Source organism: Nitratireductor sp. B36, assembly GCF_020833685.1.
Taxonomy (GTDB): Bacteria; Pseudomonadota; Alphaproteobacteria; order Rhizobiales; family Rhizobiaceae; genus Nitratireductor.
The window spans coordinates 162,361-177,014 of sequence record NZ_JACKZY010000002.1 but is presented as its reverse complement, the minus strand read 5'-3'; the positions used below and the strand labels follow the sequence as shown (position 1 = coordinate 177,014).

At 58.5% G+C, this 14,654-nt stretch carries 14 protein-coding genes; 8 read left to right on the top strand and 6 right to left on the bottom strand.

Annotated elements, in window-relative coordinates:
• Positions 1-166: 166 nt before the first annotated feature.
• Both H7H48_RS07420 and H7H48_RS07415 read left to right on the top strand, forming a co-directional pair.
• Positions 167-739: a TRAP transporter small permease subunit gene (locus H7H48_RS07420; RefSeq protein WP_229448369.1), complete on the top strand. Its 573-nt coding sequence runs from the start codon at positions 167-169 to the stop codon at positions 737-739.
• Positions 739-2,130: a TRAP transporter large permease subunit gene (locus H7H48_RS07415; protein WP_229448368.1), complete on the top strand. Its 1,392-nt coding sequence runs from the start codon at positions 739-741 to the stop codon at positions 2,128-2,130. Before H7H48_RS07420 ends, H7H48_RS07415 begins: the two co-directional genes overlap by 1 nt.
• 67 nt (positions 2,131-2,197) lie before the next feature.
• Here H7H48_RS07415 and H7H48_RS07410 read toward each other — a convergent pair whose 3' ends face one another.
• Positions 2,198-3,292, bottom strand: a complete 1,095-nt coding sequence (locus H7H48_RS07410) for a TRAP transporter substrate-binding protein (protein ID WP_229448366.1) — start codon at positions 3,290-3,292, stop codon at positions 2,198-2,200.
• A 343-nt stretch (positions 3,293-3,635) separates the two neighbouring features.
• On the opposite strand from H7H48_RS07410, the gene H7H48_RS07405 reads away from it, so the two are divergent.
• Both H7H48_RS07405 and H7H48_RS07400 read left to right on the top strand, forming a co-directional pair.
• Positions 3,636-4,244 (top strand): TRAP transporter small permease subunit, encoded by a 609-nt coding sequence (locus H7H48_RS07405; RefSeq protein ID WP_229448364.1) that lies wholly within the window; start codon positions 3,636-3,638, stop codon positions 4,242-4,244.
• Positions 4,237-6,084 carry a TRAP transporter large permease subunit gene (locus H7H48_RS07400; protein ID WP_229448362.1) on the top strand — a complete coding sequence of 616 codons (1,848 nt, stop codon included), beginning with the start codon at positions 4,237-4,239 and terminating at the stop codon, positions 6,082-6,084. Before H7H48_RS07405 ends, H7H48_RS07400 begins: the two co-directional genes overlap by 8 nt.
• Positions 6,085-6,149: 65 nt before the next feature.
• Here the strand turns inward: H7H48_RS07400 and H7H48_RS07395 are convergent, their stop codons facing one another.
• Positions 6,150-7,256, bottom strand: coding sequence for a TRAP transporter substrate-binding protein (locus tag H7H48_RS07395; RefSeq protein ID WP_229448360.1), 1,107 nt, complete (start codon positions 7,254-7,256; stop codon positions 6,150-6,152).
• 268 nt (positions 7,257-7,524) lie between these two features.
• Here H7H48_RS07395 and H7H48_RS07390 point away from each other — a divergent pair, with 268 nt between their 5' ends.
• Positions 7,525-8,298 carry a gamma-glutamyl-gamma-aminobutyrate hydrolase family protein gene (locus H7H48_RS07390; protein WP_229448359.1) on the top strand — a complete coding sequence of 258 codons (774 nt, stop codon included), beginning with the start codon at positions 7,525-7,527 and terminating at the stop codon, positions 8,296-8,298.
• Here H7H48_RS07390 and H7H48_RS07385 read toward each other — a convergent pair whose 3' ends face one another.
• From H7H48_RS07385 to H7H48_RS07370, 4 genes are all read right to left on the bottom strand, one after another.
• Positions 8,299-8,706, bottom strand: coding sequence for a hypothetical protein (locus H7H48_RS07385; protein ID WP_229448358.1), 408 nt, complete (start codon positions 8,704-8,706; stop codon positions 8,299-8,301).
• Positions 8,707-8,795: 89 nt separating this feature from the next.
• Positions 8,796-9,794 (bottom strand): 2-hydroxyacid dehydrogenase, encoded by a 999-nt coding sequence (locus tag H7H48_RS07380; protein ID WP_229448357.1) that lies wholly within the window; start codon positions 9,792-9,794, stop codon positions 8,796-8,798.
• A 41-nt stretch (positions 9,795-9,835) separates the two neighbouring features.
• Complete coding sequence (locus H7H48_RS07375) at positions 9,836-10,855, bottom strand: LacI family DNA-binding transcriptional regulator (protein WP_025030476.1); 1,020 nt, start codon at positions 10,853-10,855, stop codon at positions 9,836-9,838.
• 227 nt (positions 10,856-11,082) lie between these two features.
• Complete coding sequence (locus H7H48_RS07370) at positions 11,083-11,559, bottom strand: MarR family winged helix-turn-helix transcriptional regulator (RefSeq protein ID WP_229448356.1); 477 nt, start codon at positions 11,557-11,559, stop codon at positions 11,083-11,085.
• Positions 11,560-11,731: 172 nt separating this feature from the next.
• Between H7H48_RS07370 and H7H48_RS07365 the strand changes: the two genes are divergently transcribed.
• From H7H48_RS07365 to H7H48_RS07355, 3 genes are all read left to right on the top strand, one after another.
• Complete coding sequence (locus tag H7H48_RS07365) at positions 11,732-12,496, top strand: creatininase family protein (protein ID WP_229448355.1); 765 nt, start codon at positions 11,732-11,734, stop codon at positions 12,494-12,496.
• Positions 12,497-12,559: 63 nt separating this feature from the next.
• Positions 12,560-13,642, top strand: a complete 1,083-nt coding sequence (locus H7H48_RS07360) for a GTP-binding protein (RefSeq protein ID WP_229448354.1) — start codon at positions 12,560-12,562, stop codon at positions 13,640-13,642.
• Positions 13,643-13,645: 3 nt separating this feature from the next.
• A complete protein-coding gene (locus H7H48_RS07355; RefSeq protein WP_229448353.1) occupies positions 13,646-14,620 on the top strand; it encodes a WD40 repeat domain-containing protein in 975 nt (324 codons plus the stop codon).
• The last annotated feature ends 34 nt before the right edge of the window (positions 14,621-14,654 follow it).

Below are 14,654 nucleotides of genomic sequence, written 5' to 3'. Positions count from 1 at the left end.
TACTTTTTCACCTGAAACAAAGCTGCTAATCAGGCGCTGCCTGGTTGTCAGGTTGAAGGGTAGGACAGGAAACAACTTCCGCCCGCATCGGGGAAACGCAAGAGGGCCACATGGCATACCATCAAGCGCTGCACACCGTGCGCGCCAACGGCGGAGGCAACTGACCGTGCGCGCGATCGCTTTCCTGGTCCGCGCAATCAGCGGTCTGAACGCCCTTGTCGGCAATGTCTTTTCATGGCTGTCCTTGGCCATCGTTCTGGTTTGCTTCACCGTTGTGGTGCAACGCTACGTGTTCTCAACCAGCTTTGTGTGGATGCAGGATCTTTATATCTGGCTGAACGGAGCGATGTTCACAGCCGTGGCCGGCTTCGCACTCCTCAGAAATGATCATGTGCGGGTCGATATTTTCTACCGGCCGGCCAGCACGCGGCGTAAGGCGACCGTGGATCTGATCGGTGTGATCCTCTTTCTTCTCCCCTTCTCCTGGATCGTCTTCTACTACGGTTGGGGCTTTGTCAGCCGTGCTTGGCGATTGGGAGAAGCATCCGCCAATGTAGGCGGCATGCCGGGCCTGTTCATTCTCAAGGCCTTCATACTTGGCTTTGCCGTTCTGCTTGCGCTGCAGGGCATTGCGATGGCCTTGCGTTCGGTCTTGGTCCTGAGCGACAGGGAAGACCTGCTTCCGCAGCACCTGAGATACGAAACCAATGACGAAGAGCAGCCGGAGGCAAACGTCTGATGGATCCGGTTCTGATTGGCGAGCTCCTTTCGGGGCTCATGTTCTTTGGCATTATCGGCTTTCTTCTTCTGGGCTTTCCCGTAGCCTTCACACTGGCGGGCGTATCGCTCATGTTCGGTCTCGTCGGTATGTGGTTCGGCGTATTCGACCCCTCGAACTTCGGCAGCCTGGCAAACCGCTATATCGGCTACATGACCAATGAAGTGCTGGTGGCGGTCCCGCTTTTCATCTTCATGGGCGTGATGCTGGAGCGCTCCAAGATCGCCGAGCAACTGCTTTTGACCATGGGCAAGCTGTTCGGCAATCTGCGTGGCGGACTTGGCATGTCAGTCATCATCGTGGGGGCGCTTCTGGCCGCATCCACCGGCGTGGTGGGCGCCACAGTCGTCACCATGGGCCTGATCTCGCTCCCGGCAATGCTGCGCGCGAACTACGATCCCCGGCTTGCAACCGGCGTCATTTGCGCCTCTGGCACACTCGGGCAGATCATCCCGCCCTCGACCGTTCTCATCTTCATGGGAGACATGCTTTCGGGCATCAACGCACAGGTGCAGATGGCCAAGGGCAACTTCGCCCCGGTTCCTGTATCGGTAGGCGACCTCTTCGCAGGCGCCCTTCTGCCGGGTGTGCTGCTGGTGGGCCTTTATCTCGGTTGGACAATCCTGAAGGCGATCTTCGATCCAGCCTCCTGTCCAGCCACGCCAGTTCCCGCGGAAGAGAAAAAGGAGCTTTTGGGAGAGGTCTCTGTCGCACTTTTGCCGCCGCTTCTTTTGATCATGGCCGTTCTCGGCTCCATTCTCGGTGGCATTGCAACGCCGACGGAAGCCGCCTCCGTTGGCGCCGTCGGCGCGATGGTGCTTGCGGCCTTACGCTGGCGGCTCTCCTTTGCCGTGCTGAGGGAAACGGCAATCGCCACAGCCTCCATCACCTGCATGGTGTTCATCATCCTGTTCGGCGCTTCAGTGTTTTCTATCGTTTTCCGCCTGATGGGTGGCGACAACCTGGTGCACGAATTCCTCGCCAACCTGCCCGGCGGCACGCTGGCGGCGGTCGCTGTTGTGATGTTCATCATGTTCCTTCTGGGCTTCATTCTCGACACGTTCGAGATCATCTTCATCGTGATCCCGATCACCGCACCGATCCTGCTGGCTCTTGATGTGGATCCGGTCTGGCTTGGCGTTCTTGTCGGCGTAAACCTGCAGACGAGCTTCCTCACCCCGCCTTTCGGCTTCGCACTGTTCTATCTGCGCGGGGTTGCCCCGGATTCAGTGAAGACATCGATGATCTACAAGGGGGTTCTGCCCTTCGTGCTGCTTCAGCTCCTGGCTATCGCCATCATGTTCATGTTCCCGGAGATCGCCACCTGGTTGCCGAGAGCGATCTACAGCTAGGATCACAAACGACAGGCAACAAAAAAGCCCGGCACAAGCCGGGCTTTTTCGTAGATCGCAATCCGGATCAGATCGAGAAGTATTTCTTGCGTGCCTCGACAAAGGCACCGTCTGTGCCTTCTGTACGGGTGCGCAGAATGTTGAGCGACTCGATGAAGCTCTCGGTCGTCTTTTTCGTCAGGGCGTCTCCGGAATCGCGCAGTTCACCGAGGATTTCGGTCGCGGCCTTCGCACCTGCCTCGATAATATCGTCGGGGAACTGGCGAACATTGACGCCATGCTCATCGACGAGCGTTTTCAGCGCCCGCGGGTCATTGGCATAGAAATCCGAAGCCACCTGGTCATATTCCGCCTGGCAGACATCCTTGACGATCGCCTGCAAGTCGGAGGGCAGTTCCTGATATTTCGCCTTGTTGACCACCAGTTCGGTTGCCAGACCCGGCTCCACAAAGCTCGGGAAATAATAGTTCTTGGCAACCTGATAGAAGCCGAGCGCCAGATCATTGTAGGGGCCGACGAACTCAGCCGCATCAAGCGTGCCCGACTGCAGTGCCTGGAAGATTTCGCCGGCAGCCATGTTGGTCACCGTCGCGCCAAGCTTCTCCCATACCCGACCGCCGAGGCCGGGCGTACGGAAGCGCAGACCTTTGACGGAGTCGAGGCCCGTCAGTTCCTCGCGGAACCAGCCACCGGCCTGGGTGCCCGTATCGCCGGACAGGAAGCCCTGAACGCCGAACTGGTCATAAATCTCGTCCCAGATCTCCTGACCGCCCATATAGCGGACCCACGCCGCCATTTCACGCGAGGTCATGCCGTAGGGCACACCCGTGAAGAATGACAGGGCCGGGCTCTTGTTCTGCCAGTAATACGCCGCACCGTGGCTCATCTCGGCCGAACCATCGATAACGGCATCCAGCGACTGCAGCGGCGGAACGAGTTCGCCTGCAGAATAGACCTGCACGGTCAGCCGACCGTCGGAAGCGGCCGTGATGCGATCCGCAAGCCGCTGTGCGCCAACACCCAGGCCAGGAAAATTCTTCGGCCAAGTGGTGACCATGCGCCAGGTCTGGTTGCCCTGCGCGATGGCAGGCGTCGCTAATGCGGCTGCACCCGCCCCAGCAGCGGCCAGCCCCGCTTTCCCGAGGAAAGAACGACGATCCATGAATACCTCCCAAAAGAACATCAAGCGAAAAAAAGGGCCGCAGAACGGCCTCTTCGACTTTACTACAGCGCCGGTAACAACCTCCCCGGCGCAGCGGAAACTTATCAATACACGCACAAGCACAACTGTCCAGACCGCTATCTGCGGGGGGAGACGATTTGCAATCTGTTCGATCTGGCCGTGTTTTCCCGTTGCAAGCTTCGAACCTGCCCTGGATTGCCTTGGCTGCGTCTTCAATGTCGACTTTTGGCTCACTTGAAGGCAGGCTGCAGATGCAAGACAAAGCATAAAACCCGAGAATCACAAAAACGATCCGGGGGGAACACATTGCTGGGAGGAAAGCATGGCGGGGCTTCTTGGCCTTTCGCGCCTGATCGACGCTGTCAACCAATTCATCGGCAAACAGGTCTCATGGCTAATCCTGGTCGCCGTTCTTGTATCGGCCTATAACGCCATCATTCGGTTTCTCGGCGACGGCCTGCCTGCCTATCTGCCGATACCAAGGGCTTCCAATAGCCTGCTTGAACTGCAGTGGTACCTCTACGGCACCGTGTTCATGCTGGCGTCAGCCTATACGTTGCAGCGCAATGAACACATTCGCATCGATATCGTTTCGAGCCTGTTCTCCAAGCGAACCCGAGATTGGATCGATCTCTTCTGCCACGTATTCTTTTTGCTACCCTTCGTCTCTCTGATCGTCTGGCTGAGTTGGCCCTGGTTCAAGCGCTCCTTCATCTCCGGCGAGATTTCAGCCAATGCAAGCGGTCTGATCATCTGGCCCGCCAAATTCATGGTGCTTGCCGGCTTCGTGCTTCTCACGGCCCAGGCCATCTCGGAGATCGTCAAACGATACGCGGTTCTGCGGGGATTGATCGACGAGCCCAACCCTCAACACGATATTCATCCGGCCGCTGAAGCAGCCATTGAGATGGAGGAGAAGCGCGATGATTGACCTGATCGCGCATAATCTCGCGCCCATCATGTTCGTGACCGTGATGGCGATGCTGCTGATCGGCTACCCCGTAGCGTTCACGCTTGCCGCCGGCGGCCTTCTCTTTTTCGTTTTCGGCGTTGAACTCTCGCACATCTCAAGCGAGATCCGTCTTTTCTGGCCCCTGCTCCAGTCACATCCCGAGCGCATCTACGGGATCATGTACAACGACACCCTGCTCGCCATTCCATTTTTCACCTTCATGGGGCTGATCCTGGAGCGCTCCCGGATGGCAGAGGATCTGTTGGACACGATCGGTCAGCTCTTTGGCCCGGTGCGTGGCGGGCTTGCCTATGCGGCCGTGCTGGTGGGGGCCCTGCTTGCCGCGACAACGGGTGTGGTCGCAGCATCGGTCATCGCCATGGGCCTCATCTCACTGCCGATCATGATGCGCTACAACTACAATCGCGGCTTTGCGACCGGCACCATCGCCGCATCCGGCACGCTGGCGCAGATCGTGCCTCCTTCGCTCGTTCTGATCGTCATGGCCGATCAGCTTGGGCGCTCCGTGGGGGATATGTATGTGGGCGCGCTTTTGCCGGCGCTCGCCATCATCGGCGCCTACTGCCTTCTGGTCTTCGCCGTCACCATCGTCAAGCCTCACTGGGCACCGGCTTTGCCCCCTGAAACCCGCACGCTCGGTGGCGGCGTCACCTCGCTGGTCGTCCTTCTTGCTGCATCAGTTGCAATCTATTTCGCCACCTATCACACGCTGTTCGCCGACATGCGCAGCGAGGTGAGGCTGGTCTGGGCAGCAACGGCTGCCACGCTCTTCGCGCTCGCCTTCAGCCTGGCCAACCGCTACCTCAAACTGAACATTCTGTCCCGGCTCGCCGAACAGGTGGTGATCGTCCTGATACCGCCGCTGGCGCTGATCTTCCTCGTGCTGGGAACCATCTTTCTCGGCATTGCGACACCGACGGAAGGCGGTGCAATGGGTGCTACCGGCGCGCTCGTTCTGGCTCTGGTCAAGCGCAGACTATCCTTCTCTGTCCTCAAACAGGCACTCGACGCCACCACGAAACTTGCAGCCTTCGTGATGTTTATCCTGATCGGCGCTCGGGTGTTCGGCCTGACCTTCTACGGTATCAACGGCAATGTGTGGATCGAGGAACTGCTTCTGGCACTGCCTGGCGGGGAGATCGGTTTTCTTCTGACCGTGACCGTCATCGTGTTCATTCTGGGCTGCTTTCTCGACTTCTTCGAGATCGCCTTCATTATGGTCCCGCTTCTGGTGCCGGCTGCCGAAACGCTTGGCATCGACCTGATCTGGTTCGGGGTCATTCTCGGCATTAATTTGCAGACGTCGTTCCTGACGCCGCCTTTCGGCTTTTCGCTCTTCTACCTGAGATCCATCGCACCGATGAAGGAATGGAAAGACGAGGTTTCCGGACGCATCCTGCCCGCCGTCAGAACAACGGAAATCTACAAGGGCGCCATACCGTTCATCATAATCCAGTTTCTGATGATCATTCTGGTGATTTCGTTTCCCGGTCTTGTCACGCACTACAAGCAGGAGAGCACGGTCGACCCGAACGAGGTGGAAATCAACATTCCCTCTTTCGGGAACAATGGTTCCGGGGGACCGGGATTTGGACTGCCGGGCGCATTGGGTGGCTCACCCTTCGGCTCCCCACCGTCCCCGCAGGATGACAGGGACGACCAACAAGACAACGGCTTGCAGCTACCGGGGCTCGGCGGGCTCCCGCCACTTGGCACATCACCAAAGGACGCTGAAGAGGAACGCTCGCCTGAACAGCCGGCACTGCCAGATCTCAGTCAGCCTCCAAGTTTCAACTGACGCATTCACCCAATAAAAAACCCCGGGGCACCTACCCCGGGGTTTTCCTGCAACATCAGAACAGGTCAGAGTTTGCCTGCCCGCTGCTGAATCATCATGAAAGTGTCGAACGTATATTCGGACAACTGAGCCCAGAGATATGCATCCTTCTTGAAGGCCTGCTGATTGTCGTAGATCTTCTTGAAGGTGGGGTTTGAGGCGTTGATCTCCTCATAGGTCTCCATGGCGGCGTTATAGCACGCTTCAAGGATCTCCTGACTGAAGGGACGCAGCTGTGCCCCATCCGCCACCAGCTGCCGCAGAGCCGACGGGTTTTTGTAGTCGTAACTCGCCATCATGTCGGCATTGGCCGCGCGGCATGCCGCGTCGAGCACCGATTGATAGGCCGCGGGCAGTTCATCCCACTTTGCCTTGTTGAACATGGCATTGAGGACCGGCCCACCTTCCCACCATCCAGGGTAGTAATAATACTGTGCGACCTTGTTGAAGCCGAGCTTCTGATCGTCATAGGGCCCGACCCACTCGGTTGCGTCGATGGTGCCTTTTTCAAGCGCGGGGTAGATATCGCCGCCGGCAATCTGCTGGGGCACCACACCGAGCTTCTCGATGATTTTGCCGCCCATGCCGCCGATGCGCATCTTGAGGCCCTTGAGATCCTCAACGGTGTTGATCTCCTTGCGGAACCAGCCTCCCATCTGGGCACCTGTGTTGCCGCAGGGCAATGTGTGGAGCCCCTCGGTGTGGTAGAACTCGTTCATGAGATCATTGCCGCCGCCATAATAGAACCACGCATTCTGCTGGCGGTAGTTGAGGCCGAACGGAATAGCCGTGCCCAACGCATAGGTCGGGTCCTTGCCCCAATAGTAGTAGGACGCTGTGTGCGCCATCTCGACAGTGCCGGCGGCTGCCGCGTCCGCGGCCTGAAGCCCCGGCACGATCTCGCCGGCAGCAAAGACCTGGATCTCGAAATTGCCGTCCGTTGCACCTTTCACGAACTCGGCCATCGTTTCGGCCGCGCCATAGATCGTGTCGAGCGCCTTCGGAAACGAAGACGTGCAACGCCACGTGATTTTTGGCATCGACTGGGCAATGGCAGGTGCAGAAAGTGCCGACGCGGCGGCAACGCCCGTCCCTGCAATACCTGCCTTCTTGAAGAAGGTTCTGCGGTCCATATGTACTCCTCCCATTCTGGAACCGTCCGCCGCAGTGCCGCTGGCACCCGGCTGTATGCCGGCCTCGCCGCCCGCTGCTGTTTACTTTTTGTCAGGCGCCGAAAACCACTGGTATCAATGCATGCATGGCGCCCCAAGTCCAGCAAATGGACCCTGTCTGCGACCAATGTCGAAGGCCCAACGAAATCCTCGGACTGCCCATTGGAAAGGCGCGAGAAATCTCTACATTCGCTGTCTGAAGAGCGACTGCAAACCAATGGATTTTCGAATGCGCACGCCACTGATCGCCGTCTCGACCGATGCAAAGGATTTCGAGAAATATATTTGGCATGCCACGCCACAAGCATATCTTGAGGCAGCAATCGCCGCCGCCGGCGTTCTGCCGGTTCTGCTCCCCTCGCTCGGCGAAAAGCTCGACCTGGACAGCCTGCTGGACACTGTCGACGGCGTATTGCTGACGGGGTCGAAGTCAAACGTCTATCCGGCGCTCTACGGCGGCGAAGCCAGCGAAGAGAACGGCCCCTACGACCACGCACGCGATGCCACCACGCTTCCTTTGATCCGCAAGGCTGTTGAACGCGGTGTGCCGCTTCTGGCCATCTGCCGCGGTATCCAGGAATTGAACGTCGCGCTGGGAGGCACGTTGGCGACGGAAATCCACGAACGCGAAGGCGCGTTCGACCATCGGGGCCCGCAGGAGGCAGACCAGGACACGCGTTTCGCCATTCGACAGACGGTGAAGGTGGCGCCGGATGGATGCCTCGCTCGCATCTTCGATACGTCAGAGGTCCGCGTGAACTCAGTTCACAGGCAGGGCGTGGACACGCCCGCTCCGCGTCTTGAGATCGAAGCTGTGGCGGATGATGGAACGGTGGAGGCCGTTTCGGTCAAGGATGCGGCGGGCTTTGCCGTCGGCGTCCAGTGGCATCCCGAATACTGGGCTCACAAGGACAGCGCCTCGGCCCGCATTTTCGAAGCCTTCGGCAACGCGGTTCGCCAGCACGCGGCCAAGCGCAGCAACGCACACATCGCCGCAGAGTAGTCAGTTTCCGGGGTACATGCTGAGCAGCGGCGAACCGGGCCGCAGTGATTCATAGGCTGCGCCGTCGCCGGGATAGAATTCCACCAGAGCCTCTCCGGTCGCTGAGACAAAAGCGACCGTCCCGTCTTCGCGCTCCTCCCAGATACGCGCCTCCACAAGGCTTGGCATCAAGCGGGCACAGCTTCCATCAAGATCAAGTTGCGTCTTCTCCGGTCCCGGCGCGTGGCGGACGCGGCAGATGTCATTCAGCCCCACCCCTGTCAGGGTGTACTCCGAAACGGCTTCTTTCTGAGACGCGGTCATCTCCTCACCCGGAGCTGCAGCCATCTCTGCCACCCGCACATCAGAAAAATAGCCGAACGCTCCCACAAGAGCGAACACCAGAGCGCCTGACGCAATTAGTTTCATAAATCGGGAGCTCCATCGCCAACGGAATGTCTTTCCGAGAGCTTCCAATGTTCTGGTTAATCGTTTGCTAAAAATACAACTTTAAGGCGTCATTCCACTGATGAGGAAATACCTTCTCGCTTCACATGGCTGGTTTCAGGCACTGGCGTTATTGCGCAATTCTGCGTGAACCAGGAAATGAGATTGTCGACCACCAGATCCGCCATCGCCTCGCGGGTCACGACCGAAGCCGAGCCCACATGCGGAAGGAGGGACGCATTCTCCAAAGCGACTAAAGCCTCCGGCACTTGAGGTTCATTCTCGAATACATCCAGTCCCGCGGCGAAGATGGTGCCCTCTTTCAGGGCAGTGATCAGGGCAGCTTCATCGACCGTGCTGCCGCGTCCAATGTTCACGAACACGCCGTTCTCGCCCAACGCCTTCAAGACGTCGGCGTTGACCGCCTTGTGCGTTTCCGCACCTCCCGGAGCAACGCAGATCAATGTATCGACCGCTGCAGCCAGCCCGACAAGCGTTTCATGATAGGCATAGGATACGTCATTCAGTCGCCTGCGGTTGTGATAGGCGATCGGCAAACCGAAGGCAGAAAGGCGGTGGGCAATGGCACGACCGATACGTCCCATGCCGAAAATGCCAACGGTCCGTCCGCGCAATGAACCGCGAGACAACGGGTAGCCCCCCTCCCGCGCCCAACGCCCCTCACGCAGCCACGCCTCCGCCCGGGGGAACTCGCGAACGGTATTGAGCAGAAGCCCCACCGCGGTATCGGCTACCTCCTCGGTGAGAACGTCGGGCGTGTTGGTGACCATGATGTTGTGCCGACCGGCATGCGCGGCGTCGACAGCATCGTAGCCAACGCCGAAATTGGCGATGATCTCGAGATTGGGCAATGCATCAATGAAGGCCGCATCCACAACGGTCATTGCAGCCATCCCGCGCACCCTTGCCGCGACCTCCCCCGTCACGAGCGACGGATCGGCCTTCTCGATCGTCAGGAGCTCGAACCGTGAATCGATACGTTTTGCCGCGTGTGGATGCAGTTTCCCAGGCACCAGGATTGCGATTTTGCTTGTCTCTGCCAATTCCATTCTCCTGATCGGGTAAGCCGGCGAACATCTCACCAATGAGATCAGCGCTCGACAGGTTTGCCGGTTGACTGACGCACATGCAACTCCGGCTTGATTAGCTCCTGCGCCGGGTTCACCTCGGCCCCGTTGAGCCTGTCGAGCAGAACGCGCGCTGCCCGCCGACCCACATCGCGCTGACCATTCCATACGGTCGTCAACGCCGGTGTGGCGATCGCCGCCTCTTCGAGATCGTCATAACCCGTGACGGAAATATCGACTCCCGGCACCAGACCTGCACGGGCTATACCGTTCATCAGGCCGATTGCGACAAGATCGTTCCAGCACACCGCAGCTGTCGGCTTGTCCTTGAGCGCTAGAAAAGCACCGGCAATCTCAAAACCGGCCTGCTTTGTGCGCGGCCCCGGAAAACGCCATTGCGGTTTGATCTCAAGCCCGGCCTTGCCCATCGCGTCCACATAGCCTTGATACCGGTCACGTCCGGTCGAAGTCTGGTCCGTGCCGCCGATCATAGCGATGCGTGTGTGACCGAGCGAAATCAGATGGTTGGTCGCAAGACCGGTTCCATAGGCATCGTCACCGCGAAACACCGGCACGCGCGCGCCTTCGACAGATCGCGCAATAAGCACTGTCGGCAAACCATTTTCCTCCACAAGGCGGATATCCTGTGGCGGCGTACCGATAGCCGGCGACATGATCACACCATCGGCGCCCAGTTGAAGGAGCGTATCGATGAAGGTGCGCTGCTTTTCCAACTGATCGTAATGATTAGACAAAAGAAAGGTTTGCCGGGATCGATCAAGCTCGGTTTCGATGGAGCGCAGGATTTCGGCAAAGAACGGGTTCATGATGTCATGCACCACGACCCCGATAATGCCCGAACGCGACGTTCTCAGGCTGGCGGCGCGCCGATTGTAGATATAACCGATCTCGCGCGCATGTTCCTTGATCCGCTGGCGCGTGGCATCCGCAACCAACGGGCTGTCACGCAACGCCAGAGAAACAGTGGCCGTGGAGACGCCAAGCGCCTCGGCGATGGTAGAAAGCTTGATCTTCTGCGCCAGCCTGATTTCCCCCACATGCGGATGGCCGTCGATGCCAGACATGGCCGATCCGCGATCACTCCCTCCATTTATCTGGAGATCGGCCTCGCGAATGCACCCTGCCTAAACTGTTTAAAGACCTGATTACGCCACGGATGACTGAAAGGTCAATCAGGATGCGTGCCCGCAACGTCCTGTTCCGGAAAAATCGGTCAGTTTTGTGGGAATATGGAGAGGAAACTCAGGGGCTAGGCATCAACGTCGACATTTTCATCGTCATCGACCCCCTCAAAACCGGTACCATTGAGGTTGGCTTCGATCTTGGAAAGAAGATCCGTTAGGGTCTGACGATCCTTCTTATCGAATCCTTTGAGCGCGATTTTTTCTGTCTTGCGCACCGACTTCTCGATGGAGCGAATAGCCTCTTCACCTTCCCGGGTCAGGAAGACATAGGCTCGGCGCCCATCTTCCTGAGATAATCGCTTTTCGAGAAACCCCTGATTCGTCAGGCGGTTGATGGTTTTCGTGATTGTTGGCGGACGGACCCCCAGAAGATTGGCGAGTTGACTGGGCGTTTGCCCATTCTCCACCGACAGTGCCAGCATCAGCTTGTCTTGCCCCGCATATAGCCCGTGCTCTAAAAGCCGTTCGGCCAGAGCGGTACGTGAAAGCCGGGCGGCCGACTGTAATAAGCCAATTGTCGCGCCTTTTGCAGCTTTGGCCATACAAACTCCCCTTTAGACATCCTTAACGATGAGATAGAACGCCCCGTACACAAAATAGCTCTAACGATTCCCATTGCAACCATAGATTGCTCTTGTTTAGACAAATAATTATCCACTACTTTTGGATAAGAGTTTTGCCGGACAAGTTTCTTGATACATCGCGGGGGACGCTGTGAATACACAAGATAACACCCACGCTATCGCAGAGAAAATTGCGGTCTTGCCAATTGGAGCGACAGAGCAACATGGCCCGCATCTGTCCCCGGATACCGACTGGATCATCGCGCAAGGCATTGTAGAAGAAGTCAAAAAAGAAATCCCCGAGCATCTGGATGTCGTTTTTCTTCCCGTCGAGAAGATTGGCTATTCGGTCGAGCACTCCGATTCCAGCTCAACCCGAAGCATTCCATTCGAGGATGCTGCGAACCGGTGGATCGACATCGGTGCCCGGCAATTCAAAGCCGGTGTGCGAAAACTGGTCATATTGAACGCCCATGGAGGGAACTCGCCGCTGCTCACCATTGTGACGACAGAGCTTCGCGTGCGATTCGGCATGTTGGCTGCCGCCACAAGCTGGACTCGGTTCGGCTACCCGCAGGGCCTGGTTTCTGATAAGGAGCGAGCTCTGGGCATTCACGGAGGCTTTATCGAAACCTCGGTCATGCTTGCCCTGCGTCCAGACCTTGTGGACATGCAAAAGGCCGCGGATTTCAAATCCGCCCAGGAAGAATTCCAAAGCCGGTTCAAGCATCTGCGGGCCTATGGACCGCACGCCTTTGGATGGATGATGCGCGACCTCGCCCCAGAAGGCGTTACTGGGGACGCGTCTGCAGCGAGTGCTGAGGCCGGGCGCCGTATCATCGCCCACAGCGTTGCCGGCTTCCTTGAACTGCTCGAGGATGTGCATCGGTTCGATATCGGTCATTTCGAGCGCTGACCGTGCAATCGATGCGCCTCCATCTTATATAGTCGAAACACCATTCTAGTTTTGCGAGAAATCATGTCCGACGTGCAGACTGAGACACCCGGCGAAGCCGAAGCGAAGCAAATCCCCGTAACGGTACTGACCGGCTATCTCGGTTCAGGCAAAACGACCCTTCTGAACCGGATCCTTACCGAAGATCACGGCAAACGCTATGCAGTGATCGTCAACGAGTTTGGCGAGATCGGCATCGACAACGACCTGATCGTGGAATCCGACGAGGAAATCTACGAAATGAACAATGGCTGCGTGTGCTGCACGGTGCGCGGCGATCTGGTGCGGGTCGTGGAGGGCCTGACCAGACGTGCCGGGCGCTTTGATGCCATCGTCGTGGAGACCACGGGGCTGGCAGATCCGGCACCGGTGGCGCAGACCTTTTTCATGGATGACGATGTGCGAGCCAAGACCAGGCTTGACGCCGTTGTGGCACTGGTCGACGCCAAACACCTGCCCCTGCGCCTGAAGGATTCCAATGAGGCGGAAGACCAGATCGCCTTCGCCGATGTCGTGATCGTGAACAAGACCGATCTTGTCACACCTGAAGAACTCGCCGCCTTGGAGGCGACGATCCGCGCGATCAATCCGATGGCGCGCATCCACCGCTCCGAACGTGCGAGCGTTTCCTTGTCCGAAGTGCTCGATCGGGGCGCCTTCGACCTGAAGCGTGTGCTCGACAATGACCCGCACTTCCTCGATCAGGATCACCCCGATCATGTCTGCGGCCCCGACTGCGATCACGATCATCACCACCACGATCATGATCACGGGCATCATCACCATCACGGCGAAGCGTCGCCCATTCATGATGCAGGCGTGAAATCGCTCTCGCTGCGTGCGGGAGAGATGGATCCAAAGAAGTTTCTTCCATGGCTGGAAAAGACCACGCAGATCGACGGACCGAACATTCTGCGCCTCAAGGGCATCATCGCGTTTGCGGACGATCCCGACCGTTTCGTCGTGCAAGGCGTCCACATGATCGTCGAAGGAGACCACCAGCGTCCCTGGCGCGACGACGAGAAACGCGAGACACGTCTCGTCTTCATCGGACGGGATCTCGATACCGAGCGCCTGCAACGCACCTTCGAAGCCTGTCAGGCCTGATGTATGCCAACAGTCGCACCGCTCGATCTCGACAGCCAATGCATTGCTGCCGCGTGGCTGAACAACATACCGCATTTCGCCCTGGCCGATGGCGTGGTGCATCGCCTCGACAATGGCCACAAATGGACTGAGCTTCATGACGGGCTTTTGGCCGCCTGCATCGGTCAGGACAGCGCCTGCCTCATCACGGGAGGCGAAGACGGGCGCGTGGCGCGGCTTTCATCCGACGGGGCGATGGAAACGCTGGCCGAGATCGGGCGCAAATGGGTGACCAGCGTAGCGGCTGGTCCGCAGGGCGCAGTCGGTTTCGCGGTCGGGCGCTCAGCCCATGTGCGCTTTGCCGATGGAAAACAGCGCGAGTTTCAGCACCCGCGCTCGGTGGAAGGCATTGCCTTCGCGCCGAAGGGCATGCGTCTCGCCATCGCTCGATACAATGGCGCAACGCTGCATTTTCCCGCAACCGAGGGCAAGCCGACGGAGCTGGAATGGGCCGGGCCCCACACCGGCATCACCTTTTCCCCCGATGGAAAGTTCCTTGTCACCACCATGCAGGAAAATGCCCTGCATGGCTGGAAACTCGCCGACGGAAAGCACATGCGCATGGCCGGCTATCCAGCCAAGGTGAAGAGTTTTTCCTGGAGTGCGAAGGGCAAATGGTTGGCTACGTCTGGCGCCCCAGCCGCCATCATCTGGCCATTCCAGGCCAAGGACGGCCCGATGGGCAAGGCACCGCTGGAGCTCGGCACACGCGGCGACACAATGGTGACGCAGGTTTGCTGCCATCCCACGGAGGAAATCGTCGCGATAGGCTATACCGACGGCATGATCCTGGCCGGACGCTTTGCAGACCAGAAAGAGGTGCTGCTGCGCCGACAGGGCAAGGGTGCGATCACGGCCATGGCCTGGGACGATGAGGGACGGCGCCTCGCCTTTGGCACGGAAAGCGGCGAAAGCGGCGTGATCGATATCGCCGGCTGACCCGTCACGCCCCCCACACGACCCTCTCTTGCAG

What these genes read in the sequence shown, in the direction of transcription:
- H7H48_RS07360 (WP_229448354.1), top strand. Translation starts at nt 12,560, where the DNA reads ATGTCCGACGTGCAGACTGAGACACCCGGCGAAGCCGAAGCGAAGCAA.
- H7H48_RS07400 (WP_229448362.1), top strand. Translation starts at nt 4,237, where the DNA reads ATGATTGACCTGATCGCGCATAATCTCGCGCCCATCATGTTCGTGACC.
- H7H48_RS07390 (WP_229448359.1), top strand. Translation starts at nt 7,525, where the DNA reads ATGCGCACGCCACTGATCGCCGTCTCGACCGATGCAAAGGATTTCGAG.
- H7H48_RS07410 (WP_229448366.1), bottom strand. Translation starts at nt 3,292, where the DNA reads ATGGATCGTCGTTCTTTCCTCGGGAAAGCGGGGCTGGCCGCTGCTGGG.
- H7H48_RS07380 (WP_229448357.1), bottom strand. Translation starts at nt 9,794, where the DNA reads ATGGAATTGGCAGAGACAAGCAAAATCGCAATCCTGGTGCCTGGGAAA.
- H7H48_RS07405 (WP_229448364.1), top strand. Translation starts at nt 3,636, where the DNA reads ATGGCGGGGCTTCTTGGCCTTTCGCGCCTGATCGACGCTGTCAACCAA.
- H7H48_RS07370 (WP_229448356.1), bottom strand. Translation starts at nt 11,559, where the DNA reads ATGGCCAAAGCTGCAAAAGGCGCGACAATTGGCTTATTACAGTCGGCC.
- H7H48_RS07355 (WP_229448353.1), top strand. Translation starts at nt 13,646, where the DNA reads ATGCCAACAGTCGCACCGCTCGATCTCGACAGCCAATGCATTGCTGCC.
- H7H48_RS07395 (WP_229448360.1), bottom strand. Translation starts at nt 7,256, where the DNA reads ATGGACCGCAGAACCTTCTTCAAGAAGGCAGGTATTGCAGGGACGGGC.
- H7H48_RS07415 (WP_229448368.1), top strand. Translation starts at nt 739, where the DNA reads ATGGATCCGGTTCTGATTGGCGAGCTCCTTTCGGGGCTCATGTTCTTT.
- H7H48_RS07385 (WP_229448358.1), bottom strand. Translation starts at nt 8,706, where the DNA reads ATGAAACTAATTGCGTCAGGCGCTCTGGTGTTCGCTCTTGTGGGAGCG.